Origin of the sequence: Morganella sp. Je.2.23 (assembly GCF_051129855.1) — a bacterium.
GTDB lineage: Bacteria > Pseudomonadota > Gammaproteobacteria > Enterobacterales > Enterobacteriaceae > Morganella > Morganella sibonii.
Map to the genome: position 1 here is coordinate 110,253 of NZ_JBCPSQ010000002.1, position 16,679 is coordinate 126,931.

At 49.5% G+C, this 16,679-nt stretch carries 11 protein-coding genes and 1 tRNA gene; 6 read left to right on the forward strand and 6 right to left on the reverse strand.

Annotated features, from left to right (window positions below):
- Window positions 1–78 precede the first annotated feature (78 nt).
- A complete protein-coding gene (locus tag AAZR23_RS11035) occupies window positions 79–954 on the forward strand; it encodes a DMT family transporter (protein ID WP_434692591.1) in 876 nt (291 codons plus the stop codon).
- 57 nt (window positions 955–1,011) lie between these two features.
- On the opposite strand, the gene AAZR23_RS11040 is transcribed toward AAZR23_RS11035, so the two are convergent.
- The 5 genes from AAZR23_RS11040 to rpsU all read right to left on the reverse strand — a co-directional run bounded on the left by AAZR23_RS11040 (window position 1,012) and on the right by rpsU (window position 10,544).
- Window positions 1,012–5,694 carry a tetratricopeptide repeat protein gene (locus AAZR23_RS11040; protein ID WP_434692593.1) on the reverse strand — a complete coding sequence of 1,561 codons (4,683 nt, stop codon included), beginning with the start codon at window positions 5,692–5,694 and terminating at the stop codon, window positions 1,012–1,014.
- A gap of 470 nt (window positions 5,695–6,164) precedes the next feature.
- Window positions 6,165–6,241, reverse strand: a tRNA-Ile gene (locus AAZR23_RS11045).
- Between the two features lie 204 nt (window positions 6,242–6,445).
- Window positions 6,446–8,344 (reverse strand): RNA polymerase sigma factor RpoD, encoded by a 1,899-nt coding sequence (gene rpoD / locus AAZR23_RS11050; protein WP_282097962.1) that lies wholly within the window; start codon window positions 8,342–8,344, stop codon window positions 6,446–6,448.
- A 136-nt stretch (window positions 8,345–8,480) separates the two neighbouring features.
- A complete protein-coding gene (gene dnaG / locus AAZR23_RS11055; protein WP_046893223.1) occupies window positions 8,481–10,217 on the reverse strand; it encodes a DNA primase in 1,737 nt (578 codons plus the stop codon).
- 111 nt (window positions 10,218–10,328) lie between these two features.
- Window positions 10,329–10,544 carry a 30S ribosomal protein S21 gene (gene rpsU / locus AAZR23_RS11060; RefSeq protein ID WP_004240446.1) on the reverse strand — a complete coding sequence of 72 codons (216 nt, stop codon included), beginning with the start codon at window positions 10,542–10,544 and terminating at the stop codon, window positions 10,329–10,331.
- A 449-nt stretch (window positions 10,545–10,993) separates the two neighbouring features.
- Between rpsU and tsaD the strand changes: the two genes are divergently transcribed.
- On the forward strand, window positions 10,994–12,013 hold the full coding sequence (tsaD, locus tag AAZR23_RS11065) for a tRNA (adenosine(37)-N6)-threonylcarbamoyltransferase complex transferase subunit TsaD (RefSeq protein ID WP_434692597.1): 1,020 nt from the start codon (window positions 10,994–10,996) through the stop codon (window positions 12,011–12,013).
- A gap of 36 nt (window positions 12,014–12,049) precedes the next feature.
- On the opposite strand, the gene plsY is transcribed toward tsaD, so the two are convergent.
- Window positions 12,050–12,706, reverse strand: a complete 657-nt coding sequence (plsY, locus tag AAZR23_RS11070; RefSeq protein ID WP_054426239.1) for a glycerol-3-phosphate 1-O-acyltransferase PlsY — start codon at window positions 12,704–12,706, stop codon at window positions 12,050–12,052.
- Window positions 12,707–12,815: 109 nt separating this feature from the next.
- On the opposite strand from plsY, the gene folB reads away from it, so the two are divergent.
- From folB to hypD, 4 genes are all read left to right on the forward strand, one after another.
- A complete protein-coding gene (gene folB / locus AAZR23_RS11075; protein WP_218426617.1) occupies window positions 12,816–13,169 on the forward strand; it encodes a bifunctional dihydroneopterin aldolase/7,8-dihydroneopterin epimerase in 354 nt (117 codons plus the stop codon).
- A gap of 141 nt (window positions 13,170–13,310) precedes the next feature.
- Window positions 13,311–14,132: an undecaprenyl-diphosphate phosphatase gene (gene bacA / locus AAZR23_RS11080; RefSeq protein WP_230060429.1), complete on the forward strand. Its 822-nt coding sequence runs from the start codon at window positions 13,311–13,313 to the stop codon at window positions 14,130–14,132.
- 257 nt (window positions 14,133–14,389) lie between these two features.
- Window positions 14,390–15,538 carry a hydrogenase nickel incorporation protein HypB gene (gene hypB, locus AAZR23_RS11085; RefSeq protein ID WP_434692602.1) on the forward strand — a complete coding sequence of 383 codons (1,149 nt, stop codon included), beginning with the start codon at window positions 14,390–14,392 and terminating at the stop codon, window positions 15,536–15,538.
- Window positions 15,539–15,547: 9 nt separating this feature from the next.
- The gene (gene hypD, locus AAZR23_RS11090) at window positions 15,548–16,678 is read left to right on the forward strand and encodes a hydrogenase formation protein HypD (protein ID WP_338856313.1); all 1,131 of its coding nucleotides are present in this window, start codon (window positions 15,548–15,550) and stop codon (window positions 16,676–16,678) included.
- Window position 16,679 lies beyond the last annotated feature (1 nt).

Below are 16,679 nucleotides of genomic sequence, written 5' to 3' on the forward strand. Positions count from 1 at the left end.
TCTTTATTACCGATTGACAAAGAAATGGCAATGAAAATACTGAGTATATTGATAAACATACGGTATTAGTTACCCGCTATGACTGAAAAAAAGTTGCTTCCAGGTATAACATTGGTCATTGCCCTGATATGGGGAAGTAATTTCCCTGTGTCTAAAGCCGCAATTGAACAAATAGGTGCGTGGCCATTCAGGTTTTATTGTAATGCTATTTCTGTTGTTATCTTACTAATTGTTGTTTTATTCTTCTTCCGAAAGGAAATAGCGTTCAAAGATATTCTGCTATGTATCCCTCTGGGGGTGTTTAATCTATTTTTGGTTCCGTTACTGAACAATATTTCTCTGTTTTATACTGATGCGGTAAAATCATCAGTGCTGATTTATACCATGCCGGTTTTTACGTCATTAATTTATATGGCTATCAACAGAAGTATAAATATAAAATATGTAGTGACAGCGATCATGGGCGTTACAGGGGTATTGTTTTTCATTGCTGTAGATAAAATCGGAACAGGGGAGTTAATTATATTAATCAGTGCTTTTTGCTGGGCTACAGGAACAGTTCTGTCAGAAAAAATACTGGTTAAATCAAATTTATTACTCAGAGTTTTCTATCAGAACTGTGTTTCACTGCTGCTGGTCGTACTGACGATGCAATTTATGTCTGATGATATCCGGTTACCATTATCTGTGATAAGTCAGCCTGGTGTGTTGTTACCGGTCTTGTATACAGGAATAACCGGAGGTGTTTTTGTTTATATTTTATGGTTTTATATGATTGAGAAGGGCGGAGCAGAACTGACATCCTGTGCAATTTTATTGTCACCGGTTATCAGTGTTTTTATTTCTTGTTTTTTTCTGGGTGAATCTGTCACGCTGAGTATGCTGGCTGGTATGCTGTTTATTATTTCCGGCCTTTTTATTGCGTTCCGGGAGGAAAAATCATCCGGCAGGTAATACAATCGCCCTCCCGGAACAGGCCACATTCCGGGAGGGCGCTGATAATAAAACCGCTTATTTATTTTTATCGCTGATACGCGAGAAATCCCATTCTTTTAACGCTTTCGTGGCATCTTTATTACCGTATTTTTCTGAGAGAATCAGGTTGTCCCGCGCTTTGCGCAGATCATCATCACTGCCGGTGCTTGCCAGTTTGTGATAATAAATCCATGCGACTTTGTATTTAGCCAGTTCATGATGACTGCCCTGTTCGAGTGACGTCATTTCATAATAACGGGCTGCCTGCGGGTAATCTTTTTCCAGCCCGGCCTGACCGAAATAGAGCATATCACCGGCGAGATGAGCGGTATTACTGTCCCCCAGTTTTGCACCCGCATCAAAATAGGCGAGGGCTTTTTTGCCGTCCACCGGAATACCGCGCTCATTTGGTCTGCGGTGGAGATTACCCAGTACGTTATACGCTCTGGCGTAGCCGTTTTTACCGGCCAGTTCATAGTAATAGAGCATTTTTTCTGTATCTTCCGGAACGCGTTCACCACGGGCATAATTGACGCCCAGTGAGAATGCGGCCAGCGCATCGCCACTTTCCGCTTTCTGCCGGTTTGCTTCAATTTCCTGTTCATAGCGGCCGTATTGTTCATACTCCTGCTTTTTCTTAATCCGCTGCAATACCGCTTCACGTTCTGCATCCGTCAGTGTCCCGGTCAGTTTGTCACCCTCATGGGTGCTGGTACCGGCAAGCGAGCCGTAGTAATAAACTTCTGCGGCATCTTTTTTTCTGATATAAGCGTTATACATTCCTTTCAGGGCGTGAGTGTCGTTATATTCCAGCGAACGGGTATACCATGCGATGGCTTTATCCGGGTCCGGTGCTTTGTTGCAGAAGCCTTCAAGCCATGCATCACCCATATCTTTGGTCCCGGCTTCCGGCAGCATCACTGTGTGGTTGTTTGTATTTTCCGGGAGTGCCGATTTTTGCAGCCATTCGTTCAGATACTGTTCCGCTTTAGCGGGATCCGCATCGTCACGACGGCAGTATTCTGACGATATATAATATCCGGCGAGTATTTCTGTAGCGGAAAAATCACCGCTGTCATGTGCTTTTTGCAGATAAGACAGGGCCTTATCCATGTCATTATTCTGCCGGTAATAATAGAACAGTGCTCTCTGCGCATCAGCCCGTTTCTCTGCTGCCGGTTCCGCTAACGCGAGATATTTTTTGTTATCCGCGTGATACCGGTAGTGACCTTCGTTATCACGGAGCGTGCCGTTATACAGATCAGCCAGTGTGGCAAAGGCAATACCGGAAACGGCGGCGTCGCTGTTGTCCAGCCCGTTTTCCAGCCGGGTGATAATGCCGGACCACTCTGGTGAATCAGGTATCAGGCTGCTCTCTCTGAGCTGCATGACAGCCAGCTGTATATCCGAACAACTGTCACCTTTTTCAGCTCCGCGGCGTAATACAGCCATTTTATCGCCGGGGGTGTCCGTTATATCGGCCAGAACACAGAATGCGGGCAGGTGGTCGCTCTCCGCGCTTTTTGCAAACCAGTAGCGGGCAGTATCATAATTACCGCGATTTTTATAGTGCATACCGGTGGCAAGCATGGCTTGACTGTCCCCGGCCTGTGCCGGTTTTATCGTTTCTTCGTAGAATGCGATATCATCAGATACATCACGCCGCCCTTTGTAGGCCCGCATCGGAATAATGGCTTTATCCCAGTCAGGTTCGATAATCCAGCGCTGTGTATTTTTATCGAATTCACCTTTGGCATACGTATCTGCCAGCAGGATCGTGGCACGTTCATGGCCGGTATCTGACGCTTTTTGCAGATATAAAATTGCTTTTTGCGGATCTGCCCGGGTACCGTTGCCGTACAAATAGGCATAACCGGTTTCATAGGCCGCATTCGGGCTTTCATCCGTCAGTTTCACGTTCATTTCAAACTTATCCATCGCCTTCAGCTCATTTTCAGCGTAATCACCGGCTTTGGTAAAGTATTCACGGGCTTTCTGACGATCCGGACTGACCAGTCTGCTGCCTTCCAGGTACTGTGTACCCAGGTTGCGCAGATAGCTGTTATTACCGGTTCCCGGGAGTTTGTCATACAGCGACAGAAGCCGTTTTTTATCTTCCGGACTGAGCGGGTCAGCGTTTTTGTAGTCATCAATCAGTGTGGTAATTGCGTTGCCATTACCACCATCGGCCGCGATTTTCAGATAATAGCGCCATTTTTCCCGGTCCTGTACCAGGCCGTAATCGCCGCTCTTCCATGCGTAAGCTAATTCGTAAGCGGCGTCAGCATCCCCTTTCTGTACAAGGGCGTTCAGATCAATAAGCGTTTTTTTGCTTTTTTCCGCTTTTTTCAGGCGTGATTCTGTAAAACGGTAATCGCGATCGGGGATCTTTTTATACCAGGCAATGGAGGTATCCATATTGGCTTTTTCGCCATATTTACCTTCGTAATAGATCTCACCCAGTTCATACATACAGGCCTGGCTTCCGGTGTCAGCACATTGCTTCAGGCGCGGCACTATATCGCGCTCCGTCAGTCCGGTGATCCGCAAAAAGGCCTGATTCCGGTTGCTCTGCGTTCCGGAACCCGCTGCGCTCTGCAGGCGGTTCACGATGTATTCACCGGCGTGCTGATTACCCGCTTCCGCCGCTTTCTGCATCAGTTCAATATCCGGGCGCAGCATATCATCAGTGAAATCCGGTTTTTTCTCTGTTTCTTCCAGTTTCAGCAGCGCGTAGTAATAGGTAACATCGGGGTCGTGACCAATCAGCGGCTCAATCTGTTTTTGCGCCTCGGCATTATTATCATGTAATGCGAACTGCACCCAATACTGTCTGGCAAGGACGTTTTCTTTTCCGGCCGTGAGTAAAACCTGCATTACATCATTCCACTCTTCCGGCGGAAGCTGAGTACGGGGATCGCTGTTTTTCAGCATATCCATCATCAGCTTCAGCGCCAGCTGATTATCGCCGCTGTTAAGGGAAATAAGTGTTTTGGCCAGATGAACATCGGAACTCAGGGTATATTCGCGGGCCTGTTTATACAGCGCCATTGCCTGTTCACGGTTTTTTACCGGATCTTCCCGCAGCAGATAACTTGCGTAAAAATGTGCCTGACGGTAGTTTTCATTCTCTTCAATGTCTTTTTTCAGGAATGCGATAATCTCTTTTTCATCAATCTCACCGCCGGTATCAAAAGAAAAATAGAGAGCGGTTAACCGGCGGTAAACCTGATCCTGATAAGCGGTATTTTTCAGCAGAGATTTATAGATCCCGACTGCCTTTTTCATATCCTGCTCAACACCAAATCCCATGGCGTATTTATAGGCCAGTTCATCCCGGTAATCTGCCAGCGCTGATAATTCAGCTGCTTTTTTATTTAACTCAAAGGCACGAACCGGATCATAAATATTCCCGTCCTTGTCACTGTAACGCTGTGAAGCGAGCATCAGCACTTCAGCATCATTCGGATATTTTTCCAGTAATACCGTTAAATAAGCGGATACTATTGCGTTAGTTTCATTATCCGGAAATTGGTAACTATTTGTAATATTGCGGATTATGTCGATTAATGCATCCCGGTGACCGGCATCCGCTGCCCGTTTCAGGTATTCATCCGAGAGATCCCGGTCATAATTGAATGCATCGTCATAACGGATATTGCGGTGGATTTGATAAAGCAGATAAAGTGCATCAGGATATCCGGCTTCAGCAGAAGCTTTCAGATAATCCGGCTCTGTTTTGGTATCAAGATACCAGGTGTAAAGGGCTTTCGGATCTTTTTTATCAATCAACGGCAGCAAATAGGAGAGGGCTTTTTCTTTATTTTTGATGACTCCCATACCCTGCATATAGACATCATAGAGAGCGTAACGGGCATGAATATTGCCGTTTTCTGCCATTTTTTCCAGTTTCGCCAGACGGGCAGTTATTTTATCCGGCGTTTCCGAGCCGTAGAGTGATAACGCTTTTGGCATAAAATCTTCTTCACTGAGCGAGCTTATTTGTGAAAAGGCCATATAGCGGTATTTTTTTGCCTGTCCGGGGTCAGCTTCTATTCCGTAACCGCCGGTCTCGTATATCCGGGAAAGCAGCATAGCCGGAAAGATAAATTGCTCACTGAGTAACGGCGTCAGGATACTGACAGCTTTTTTATAATCTTTATCATATTCGTAAGCGATATAACCCAGGGCGAATTTTGCAAAAAACGATCCCTGGTCTGCGGCAGACGTCATATATTTCCGTGCCTGTTCTGTATCTGACGGCGTATTTTCATATTTATCGAGCATATAAATACTGCCCAGTAATTCCTGAGCCTCACGCACACCGGCCTGTGCCGCCGCTTTCAGTGACGTAATACCATGCGGGTCCTGTCCGGTATAAGGCGCCATACCGTGATAGCGGTAATAACCGAGGTTATACAGGGCATTTTTATTACCGGCTTTTGCGGCACGTTCCAGCCACTGATAACCCAGCAACGCATTTACCGGTACACCGCTGCCGTTGAGATACATCACGGACAGCGCATAGGCCGCCTGCGGATCTTTTTCTGCTTCTGCAGAAAAATAGCGGAATGCCCCGTCAGTATCCCCGGACAAATACAGCTCATAGCCCTTATCTGCCGGAGTGCTGCCGGATGTTACTGAATAGGTCAGCCAGGCCCCGCCGGACAGTGCAACAGCAATAAGCAGAGCAATCCTTAGTTTACGTTGCTTTGTCATATCATCCCTTATACGGATTAATCTTAAATAAGAATATGAAAAATAAAAATTTGACTTAGTGTAACGGATTAAAAACGTAATTCAATGTGATCAGGCAGGCAAAAAAAACAAATAAAAACATTATGTTATTTTAGATGGATATGCGGGGGAATCTTTTTTCTGACGCGGAAAAATCGGTATCTGAATAACAAGCGGGAGATAATACAGAGAAGTGAAGTTTGGGCAGAAAATTAACCTGCGAAAGCAGATTTAATATTTTACAGTCGCTTCCGGGAGATATTCAGAATAGCAATGTTCCTGAAATCTATGAATATCATTAGTAAGGTTTACAGAGATACTTACATTATCTGCCGGATATTGGCACACAAATCAAAAAAATCTGGCGGGACACTTTTGGGACACTCAGCACCAGATGTAAAAAAGCCACCCTGTGAGGAGTGGCTTAATGCACTGATAAATCAGTAAAAATTTGGTGGCCCCTACTGGACTTGAACCAGTGACCAAGCGATTATGAGTCGCGTGCTCTAACCAACTGAGCTAAGGGGCCGAAGTGGGTAAGATTATACTGCCTGTTTTTGGCGGGGTCTAGCGTTTCTTGTCTATCTGACTGTTTTATGAGCGGAATATTGCCTGCAGAAAATGATTAGTGAACAGCAATTGCGTAAATCAATGGCTGGTTGTCAGCCGGTGATGGGGCATAAAAAAAGGCGCCGTTAAACGGCGCCTGATAATGCTCTGATCCTGAAGCGAATTACTCGTCCAGGAAGCTGCGTAACACTTCAGAACGGCTCGGGTGGCGCAGTTTGCGCAGTGCCTTCGCTTCGATCTGACGGATACGTTCGCGGGTAACGTCAAACTGTTTGCCCACTTCTTCCAGCGTGTGGTCGGTATTCATATCAATACCGAAACGCATACGCAGCACTTTCGCTTCACGCGGGGTCAGCCCGGCCAGCACTTCGTGAGTCGCGGAACGCAGGCTCTCTGAAGTCGCTGAATCCAGCGGCAGCTCGAGGGTGGTGTCCTCGATGAAATCCCCTAAGTGCGAATCTTCATCATCACCAATCGGTGTTTCCATTGAGATTGGCTCTTTGGCGATTTTCAGCACTTTGCGGATTTTATCTTCCGGCATCAGCATCCGCTCTGCCAGCTCTTCCGGTGACGGCTCACGGCCCATCTCCTGAAGCATCTGACGGGAGATACGGTTGAGTTTGTTGATAGTCTCAATCATATGCACCGGGATACGGATAGTACGCGCCTGGTCCGCGATAGAGCGGGTAATGGCCTGACGGATCCACCAGGTGGCATAGGTTGAGAATTTATAACCACGACGGTATTCAAACTTATCAACCGCTTTCATCAGACCGATGTTACCTTCCTGAATCAGATCCAGGAACTGCAGGCCACGGTTGGTGTATTTTTTCGCGATAGAGATAACCAGACGTAAGTTCGCCTCAACCATCTCTTTTTTCGCACGGCGGGCTTTCGCTTCACCGATAGACATGCGGCGGTTAATATCTTTGACCTGTTCAATGGTCAGGCCGGTTTCTTCTTCGATCTGGCGTAAACGTTGCAGGCTGCGTTCAATTTCTTCCGCCATATCCTGCAGTTTTTCAGACCACGGTTTGTTCATCGCGACAGCAGCAGTAAACCAGGAATCACTGGTTTCATTGCCGGTGAACAGGGTGATGAAGTTTTTCTTCGGCATTTTGCTCTGCTCAACGCAGAGTTTCATGATATAGCGTTCCTGCTGACGGACACGATCCATCATTTCACGCATGTTGTTGACCAGGTGGTCAAACTGCTTCGGAACTAAACGGAACTCTTTGAAAACTTCAGAGAGCTGCTGAATTTCCGCATTGGTGCTCGGGTGGTCGCGGCCGTGAATTTTAATCTGCTGACGCGCTTTTTCATGCTGCACACGCAGCGCTTCGAATTTCTGACGAGCCAGTTCAGGATCGATGCTGTTATCGTCATCGCTGTCACTGTCATCCTCTTCTTCTTCGTCTTCGTCGTCGTCATCTTTATTTAATTCTTCAGCCGGCAGCTCAGAACCGATGTTGGTTGCGGTTGGTGCCAGATCTTCTTCCGCGTTCGGGTCAACGAAGCCGGTAATCAGGTCAGAAAGACGGACTTCGCCCGCTTCAACGCGGTCGTACTGATCGAGTAAATACGTGATTGCCTCAGGATATTCAGCAACGGAACACTGAACCTGATTGATGCCATCTTCGATACGCTTGGCAATGTCAATTTCGCCTTCGCGGGTCAACAGTTCTACCGTCCCCATCTCACGCATATACATGCGCACAGGGTCAGTGGTCCGGCCAATTTCCGATTCTACACTTGAGAGGACTTGTGCTGCAGCTTCGGCTGCATCATCATCGGTGTCTGTTGAATTCTCTGCCAGCATCAGATCATCAGCATCAGGTGCTTCTTCCATTACCTGAATGCCCATGTCATTGATCATCTGGATAATATCTTCGATCTGATCAGAATCGACGATATCTTCAGGCAGATGGTCATTGACTTCAGCATAGGTCAGATAGCCTTGCTCCTTACCACGGGTGACAAGAAGTTTCAGCTGTGACTGCGGGTTTTGCTCCATAAGACGGTATCCACACTTCTGAGTATTTAGGTTTGTGTTGGTCGGCAAAACAACTTAGCCAGCAACAATAACAATCAAGGATTTCTTTTCTTCGGCCATGAACCTTGGTGACATGGCATGCAGGGCTGTTCCTGCTGTCTGCGGCACTTAAGCCGTTATATTCATCATAGTTTAATAATAATACTTATTGCCGGACCCGCACGAGAAGACTCACTTCATTGCGCTCTTCAGGGGTCAGACCTTCTGTCCGCTCTTTGGCGATCAGGAAGTTAAATCTCTCATTGAGAGCAGATACCACCAGATGATTTAAGGCATCTTTGAAGGTTTTTTCTGCGATCTCATCTATCTCTATATCGTTCCATCCGGCCAGTTTTTCAAGCTGTGGCGCTAATTTATTATCACGGTAGTGTTCCAGTAACTGACCGGTGGTCAGCCCCGGGTGTGATAAACAGGTATCAATCAGCTCCCTGAATAATGCAAAACCGGCAATACGGCTGGTATCAATAGATTCCAGCGGCGGCACTAATTGTGCAAACTGCGGATTCTGCACCAGCAGCGCTATCAGTATCCGCATGGTGGTTGGTTTCAGTTTCGGTGCCTGATAACCGGGACTGCTTTCACTCTGGCGGATGGCCTGTTTGAGCTGCGCGATATCCGGTAACCCGAGTAAATTACCCAGTTCCTGCAATAAAAACGCCTGCTGTGCTTCACCCGGAACGCGGCTTATCAGCGGCATTGCCAGGGCATTCAGTTTGCTGCGCCCCTCCGGGGTACTCATATCCACCTGACGCAGCAGGGTATCGAACAGAAACTGAGACAGACTGTGTGCCTCATTCTGCCGCTGCTCAAAGGCTTCACGGCCTTCGCGGCGTACCAGTGAATCCGGGTCATCGCCGTCCGGTAAAAACATAAAACGAAGCTGCCGCCCGTCATTGAGATGGGGAAGGGCAGTTTCGAGTGCCCGCCAGGCGGCTTCGCGTCCGGCGCGGTCTCCGTCATAACAACAAATTATGGTATCAGATGTCCGATAGAGCAACTGTATGTGCTCTGCCGTTGTCGATGTCCCGAGCGAGGCCACCGCATAATCAATACCGAACTGTGCCAGGGCAACCACATCCATATAGCCCTCGACCACAAGGATGCGGGACAATTCGCGGTTTTCCTGCTGTGCTTCATACAGTCCGAATAACTGACGGCCCTTATGAAAAATATCGGTTTCCGGTGAGTTCAGGTATTTCGGCATCGCATCATCAAGGACACGTCCGCCGAAAGCAATTACCCGTCCGCGCCGGTCACGGATAGGAAACATCACGCGTTCACGGAAGCGGTCATAGCAGCGGCCGTTATCATTGACCACTAACATGCCGGCATCCAGTAACTGCTGACGATCATCCTCGCTGCGGGCAAAGCGTTTGAGGACGTTGTCCCATCCTGCGGGGGCATAGCCGATAGCAAACCGGCTGATAATGTCCTGACTCAGACCCCTGCGGTTCAGGTATTCACGGGCATGCACGGCGTTATCCGCCTGTAATGCATGGCGGTAAAAGCTGTCCAGTTTTTCCATCAGCTGATACAGATTCTGGCGCTGATGTTTTTCTATCTGGCTGCTGCCGCTTCCGGTTTCATAAGGAACATCCAGCCCGTGCATTGCTGCTAATTCTTCGATCGCCTCGACAAACTCGAGCCGGTCATAATTAATTAAAAAATCAATAGCATTGCCGTGGGCACCACAGCCGAAGCAGTGGTAAAACTGTTTATCGCTGCTGACTGTAAAAGAGGGAGTTTTTTCGTTGTGGAAAGGACAACACGCCTGGTGATTTTTACCGTGTTTTTTCAGCGGCACCCTGACATCGATAAGATCGATGATATCGGTTCTCGCTAATAAGTCGTTGATAAATGTGCGTGGAATGCGCCCGGCCATAACCCCTTTTTCGCCTGTCTGATAACGATAATAAGCCGCGCTTCCTTCCGGAAACACGGCCATTAACTGCAACTACTGCGGTCTGACTAAGTTGCGGCGCGGCCGCAGCGATTAGTACAGACGAGTACGACGTGCGTTTTCGCGAGCCAGTTTCTTAGCATGACGCTTAACAGCAGATGCTTTAGCGCGTTTACGTACAGTCGTTGGTTTTTCATAAAACTCACGACGACGTACTTCAGCTAATACGCCTGCTTTTTCGCAGGAACGTTTGAAACGACGCAGTGCAACGTCAAATGGCTCGTTTTCACGTACTTTAATTACCGGCATGTGCCTCTCACCTCAATAAATAGGTCTGTACTGGCGTTATGCCAGTTGTCTTTAAAATGGTGCGGAATTTTACTTCAATGTGACCCACGTTGTAAAGTGCTGTGGATAATCAGACAGAGAAATACCCCGGATTTGGTCCGGTGTTACCGCCGGGACCGGATCCGCACACCCGACAGGGGTTTTACAGAGGGTGGAGATTATAGCGGATACGCGGCGATTTGTCAGCAAGATAAATCCGCCGCGCAGGGGAAAAGTGTGTGGATAACTGTGTTCATCCTGTGAATAAGCGGTTTCCGGTGAATAAAAAGACGGCAAAAAAGTTCCGTATTTCACCTTAATACCTGTCAGCACGTCATTATGGTGATACACTGATCTCTTTGCGGAGACGGATGTGCTTCCTGCTGTCCGCCGCCAGTCCCGTCAGTTTTTGTTCCAGCGAGTTAAGTCCCATGCGAGTGTTAGGCATTGAAACGTCCTGCGATGAAACCGGAATCGCAATTTATGATGATGAGGCCGGTTTGCTGGCTAATCAGTTATACAGTCAGATCAAAGTCCACGCGGATTACGGCGGCGTGGTGCCGGAACTGGCATCCCGTGACCATATCCGGAAAACGGTGCCGCTGATTCAGGCCGCACTGAAAGAAGCCGGTCTGACGGCACAGGATATTGATGCGGTGGCCTATACCGCAGGACCGGGGCTGGTCGGGGCGCTGATGGTCGGGGCAACAGTCGGTCGTGCACTGGCATTTTCATGGGGGGTCCCGGCGGTACCGGTTCACCATATGGAAGGCCATCTGCTGGCACCGATGCTGGAAGAACATCAGCCGGAGTTTCCGTTTGTCGCGCTGCTGGTATCCGGCGGCCACACGCAGTTAATCAGCGTAACCGGTATCGGTGAATACACGCTGCTGGGTGAGTCTATCGATGATGCCGCCGGGGAAGCCTTTGATAAAACAGCTAAATTACTGGGGCTGGATTATCCGGGCGGGCCTGCACTGTCACGCATGGCGGCTCAGGGCACGCCGGGGCGTTTTACGTTCCCGTGTCCGATGACGGATCGCCCGGGGCTGGATTTCAGCTTTTCCGGGCTGAAAACGTTCGCTGCCAATACGATTCGCCAGAACGATGATTCAGACCAGACCAAAGCGGATATTGCCCGCGCTTTTGAAGATGCTGTCGTGGATACACTGGTGATCAAATGCAAACGTGCGCTGGAGCAGACCGGTTTCAAACGGCTGGTAATGGCAGGCGGGGTAAGTGCAAACCGCACATTGCGCGAACGCATGGCGCAGACACTGCAAAAACTGGGCGGAGAAGCGTTCTATGCCCGTCCTGAGCTGTGCACGGATAACGGCGCGATGATTGCGCTGGCCGGGATGATCCGCTTTAAAGGCGGGATGCGCAGTGAATTAGGCGTGACTGTCCGCCCGCGCTGGCCGCTGGCTGAGTTACCCCCGCCGGATAAATAATTTCCGGACACAAAAAAAGGCGCTGATGCGCCTTTTTTAATCCTCTTTTTCCTGCTCTTTTGCTTCCTGGATTATTTCTTTATCCGTTTTGGCCCGCTTTTTCTTCAGCTTCTGCCAGATACGGCTTTCCTGTCCGCGCCACAGCCGCTGGATGTTGTCATGATGGCGGATAAGCACCAGGCAGGAGAGCATGGCGACCGGGAAGGTAAACTCCGGTTTGAACCACCAGACATAAAACGGTGCCACCAGGGCGCTGACAATCGCGCCTAATGATGAGTAACCGCTCAGTAGCACGGTCAGCAGCCAGGTCCCGGCGACCAGCCCGGTCAGATCCCAGCCGATGGCGGCAATCGACCCGAATGCGGTTGCCACGCCTTTTCCGCCTTTAAAGTGGAAAAATACCGGATAAATATGGCCTAAACAGGCTGCAATGGCGATAATACCGAGGTAAAAATACGGTATTTGCAGGAGGTAAGCGAGCCAGACCGGCAGCATACCCTTGAGAACGTCGCAGATAAGGACACCGGCAGCCGCCAGTTTGCCGCCGATCCGCAACACATTGGTGGCACCCGGGTTTCCGGAGCCGTGATGACGCGGATCCGGCAGTCCCGCAAGACGGCAGATCAGGATCGCACTGGAAACAGATCCCAGCAGATAAGCGAAGATGATCATACCAAGCGCGATTCCACTCATGCCTTCCCTCCTGACAGACGGTAAATTATAGTTATCAGCCTCCATGGATAATACGCATATTTCATGGGAAGTGATATCCGATGAGCATAAAAAAACGGGGTAATTGCGGATGGATGTTGTTTTTATTAAGAAACTTGTTGTTTTCACAACGATTGGTGCTTACGACTGGGAAAAGGGTATTACGCAGAAATTAGTGCTCGATATCGAAATGCACTGGGATAACAAACGCGCATCAGAGAGTGATGATGTGGAACATTGTCTCGATTATGCCGGGGTCAGCACGGCTGTTCTGGATTATGTGCAGACAAGACAGTTCGCACTGGTTGAACGTGTGGCGGAAGAAGTGGCGTCATTATTGCTGACACAATTCGGAACCCCGTGGGTGCGTATTCGTGTGGCCAAGCCGGGAGCGGTGGCGCAGGCGGAAGAAGTCGGGGTCATAATTGAACGAAGTGCGGGCTGATGTTGTCATAATGCCGTCAGCGGAACTGTCATAAAAGCGGCAGGGGTGTCATAAAGTTGTCACACTTGCGTCATATGCTGTTCGTATCCTGCATTCCCGCCTCCGGGAGTGCCTTATTTTATCTGCCATACAGGGCGTTATATGGGCGATATCACAAGTTTACTGCATGCTTTGATTCTCGGGGTTGTTGAAGGATTAACCGAATTTTTACCGGTGTCATCAACCGGTCATATGATTATTGTTGCCGAGCTTCTCGGGTTTACGGGCGATAAAGCCAAAACGTTTGAAGTGGTTATCCAGCTTGGTTCCATCCTCGCCGTGGTATTCCTGTTCTGGCGGCGGATGTTTGCGCTTATCGGCATTCATTTCGGCCGCGTTCCCCATGAAGGGCAGACTCAGGGAAAACTGACGTTACTCCATATTATTATTGCTATGCTGCCGGCGGTGGTACTCGGGTTATTGCTGCGTGATCAGATAAAATCACTGTTTAATCCGGTGAATGTGATGTACGCGCTGGTAGCGGGTGGTATCCTGCTGATTGTGGCGGAAGTCTTTAAACCGAAGAAAGCGCAGGCTACCGGGCTTGATGACATCAGTTACCGTCAGGCATTTGCCATCGGTTGTTTCCAGTGCCTGGCACTGTGGCCGGGATTCTCCCGCTCGGGTGCCACTATCTCCGGCGGTATGCTTATGGGAATCAACCGTTACACCGCATCAGAATTTTCCTTTATTCTGGCGGTGCCGATGATGATGGGCGCGACAGCACTGGATCTGTACAAGAGCTGGCATTTCCTGGGCAGTTCAGATATCCCGATGTTTGCGGTCGGTTTCCTGTCGGCGTTTATTGTGGCGCTGATTGCCATGAAAACGTTCCTGTCACTGATTAAGCGTATCTCCTTTATTCCGTTTGCTATCTACCGCTTTATTGTGGCCGCAGCTGTTTACGTCGTATTTGTTCACTGAGTTCAGCGTAAACACATCACTATTTGCGCAGGGAAAATCCATCTGACCTGCGCAAAGTCAAAGCAGGCACTCCGCCGATTTGCTACAAATATAATTAATAACGGACACATAAAAGCCGGTAATGGTTTACCGGCTTTTATGTGTAATATTTTATTTATGTTGACTGCCCGACACCATGTGATCAGATGCTTTGCACCTGTCACGAGTCTGACCACAATGCCGCGCCGGAGCCAATAAATCGAGCAGGAGTCAGGATTATGTGCAGCACATGCGGTTGCAGCGAAGGAAACGTGCAGATTGAAGGTCACAGCCACGACCACCATGATCACCAACACCATGATCACCAGCACCATGATCACCAACATCATGATCACCACCATCACGAGCATGATAACTCTTCCCGCCCCGTCATTATTCATCACCACCACTACCATCATAACGGCGATGTAAACCACTACTATTATGACGGCCGTGAAGCCGGTGAAGAGCATGCTCACGGACACAGTCATGAGCACAGCCACGGACATGAACACAGCCATGACCACGGGCACGATCACAGCCATTCTCATGAGCACGGACATGCTCACGACCATCATCATTCACATGATCATGAGCATTCGCATGACCACGGTCATGAACAAGCGGCTGCCTTTGCGCCGGTGGTGGATAAAGACAATATGCATTACGGGATGGGGGAAGCGGGCACTCACGCGCCGGGCCTGACCCAGAAACGCATGGTGCAGATTGAAATGGGGGTACTGGATAAAAACAACCAAATCGCTGTTCATAACCGTGAACATTTACAGGAGCAGGGCATTCTGGCGCTGAACCTGGTATCCAGTCCCGGCTCCGGCAAAACCACATTACTGACCCGCACACTCAATTACCTGAAAGATAAAGTACCTTGTGCCGTGATTGAGGGCGATCAGCAAACCACCAATGATGCTGAACGGATCCGCGCAACCGGTGTACCGGCGATTCAGGTTAATACCGGCAAAGGGTGCCACCTGGATGCACAAATGGTGCATGACGCCATGCATCACCTCGGACTGAAAGATAACAGCCTGTTATTTATTGAGAATGTCGGTAACCTGGTCTGCCCTGCCGGTTTTGACCTGGGAGAACAGCATAAAGTGGCGATCCTGTCCGTAACAGAAGGAGAAGATAAGCCACTGAAATATCCGCATATGTTTGCAGCCGCTGATCTGATGCTGATTAATAAAATCGACCTGCTGCCGTATGTGAATGTCAATATTGAAGCCTGTGTGGATGCAGCACGCCGTGTGAATCCGGATATTGATGTGATTGTACTGTCTGCCACTACCGGTGAAGGAATGAATGAGTGGGTCGCCTGGCTGCAGGATCGCCTGAGTGATGCAAACCAGCAGCGCAGTGCAGCGGAATAAGGGATTTCTATGCGTTTTGTTGATGAGTTCCGTGATCCGGCGCTGGCAGAAAAACTGCTGGCGCAAATCAGGGAAGAGATGGCCTCATGGCCGCACCCGCTGAAACAGCCTTTGCAGATTATGGAAGTGTGCGGCGGGCATACACACGCCATCTTTAAGTTCGGGCTGGATAAATTGCTGCCCGATTCAGTGGAATTTGTGCACGGACCGGGATGCCCGGTCTGTGTGCTGCCGATGGGGCGTATTGACGCCTGTCTGGAAATCGCAGCCCGTCCGGAGGTGATTTTCTGCACGTTCGGTGATGCCATGCGCGTTCCCGGACGCGGCGGATCACTGCTGGATGCGCGCCGTCACGGCAGTGATATCCGTATTGTCTACTCCCCGCTGGATGCGCTGACTATTGCCCGCGATAATCCGGATAAAGAGGTCGTCTTCTTTGCCCTCGGTTTTGAAACCACCATGCCGGGCACGGCGGCCACGTTACAGCTGGCGAAAAAAAGCGGACTGACAAATTTCACCGTTTTTTGTCAGCACATCACGATTATCCCGACGCTGCGCACACTGCTGGAACAGAAAGATGTGTTTATCGACGGCTTTATCGCGCCGGGACACGTCAGTATGGTGATAGGCTGCACGCCGTATCAGCCGCTGTGTGATGAATTTGCCAAACCGTTTGTGGTGACCGGGTTTGAACCGCTGGATTTACTGACCGCTATTCTGATGGTGATCCGCCAGCTGAAAAAACAGGCGCAGGATAAGCTGGCGCCGATGGCGGTGGAAAATCAGTACAGCCGTATTGTTCCTGAGCAGGGAAACCAACTGGCACAGAAAGCACTGGCAGAGGTCTTTGAGCTGAAAGCCAGCAGTGAATGGCGCGGACTGGGCAATATCGCAGATTCCGGCATACAGCTGACACCGGCTTATCATGAATTTGATGCGGAGCGCCGCTTCCGGCCGCAGCCGCAATCTGTTGCGGATAACCCGCTGGCACGTTGCGGGGATGTGTTAACCGGCCGCTGTAAACCGGCTGATTGTCCGCTGTTCGGCACAGCATGCACACCGGAAACCGCACTCGGTGCACTGATGGTTTCCTCTGAGGGAGCATGTGCGGCTTATTATCAGTACCGGCGCGGAGAATAAA

Bases quoted from the DNA above. Each gene is read 5' to 3' on its own strand.
- tsaD (WP_434692597.1), top strand. From the start codon at position 10,994: ATGCGAGTGTTAGGCATTGAAACGTCCTGCGATGAAACCGGAATCGCA.
- folB (WP_218426617.1), top strand. From the start codon at position 12,816: ATGGATGTTGTTTTTATTAAGAAACTTGTTGTTTTCACAACGATTGGT.
- AAZR23_RS11040 (WP_434692593.1), bottom strand. From the start codon at position 5,694: ATGACAAAGCAACGTAAACTAAGGATTGCTCTGCTTATTGCTGTTGCA.
- rpsU (WP_004240446.1), bottom strand. From the start codon at position 10,544: ATGCCGGTAATTAAAGTACGTGAAAACGAGCCATTTGACGTTGCACTG.
- hypB (WP_434692602.1), top strand. From the start codon at position 14,390: ATGTGCAGCACATGCGGTTGCAGCGAAGGAAACGTGCAGATTGAAGGT.
- hypD (WP_338856313.1), top strand. From the start codon at position 15,548: ATGCGTTTTGTTGATGAGTTCCGTGATCCGGCGCTGGCAGAAAAACTG.
- dnaG (WP_046893223.1), bottom strand. From the start codon at position 10,217: ATGGCCGGGCGCATTCCACGCACATTTATCAACGACTTATTAGCGAGA.
- AAZR23_RS11035 (WP_434692591.1), top strand. From the start codon at position 79: ATGACTGAAAAAAAGTTGCTTCCAGGTATAACATTGGTCATTGCCCTG.
- plsY (WP_054426239.1), bottom strand. From the start codon at position 12,706: ATGAGTGGAATCGCGCTTGGTATGATCATCTTCGCTTATCTGCTGGGA.
- bacA (WP_230060429.1), top strand. From the start codon at position 13,311: ATGGGCGATATCACAAGTTTACTGCATGCTTTGATTCTCGGGGTTGTT.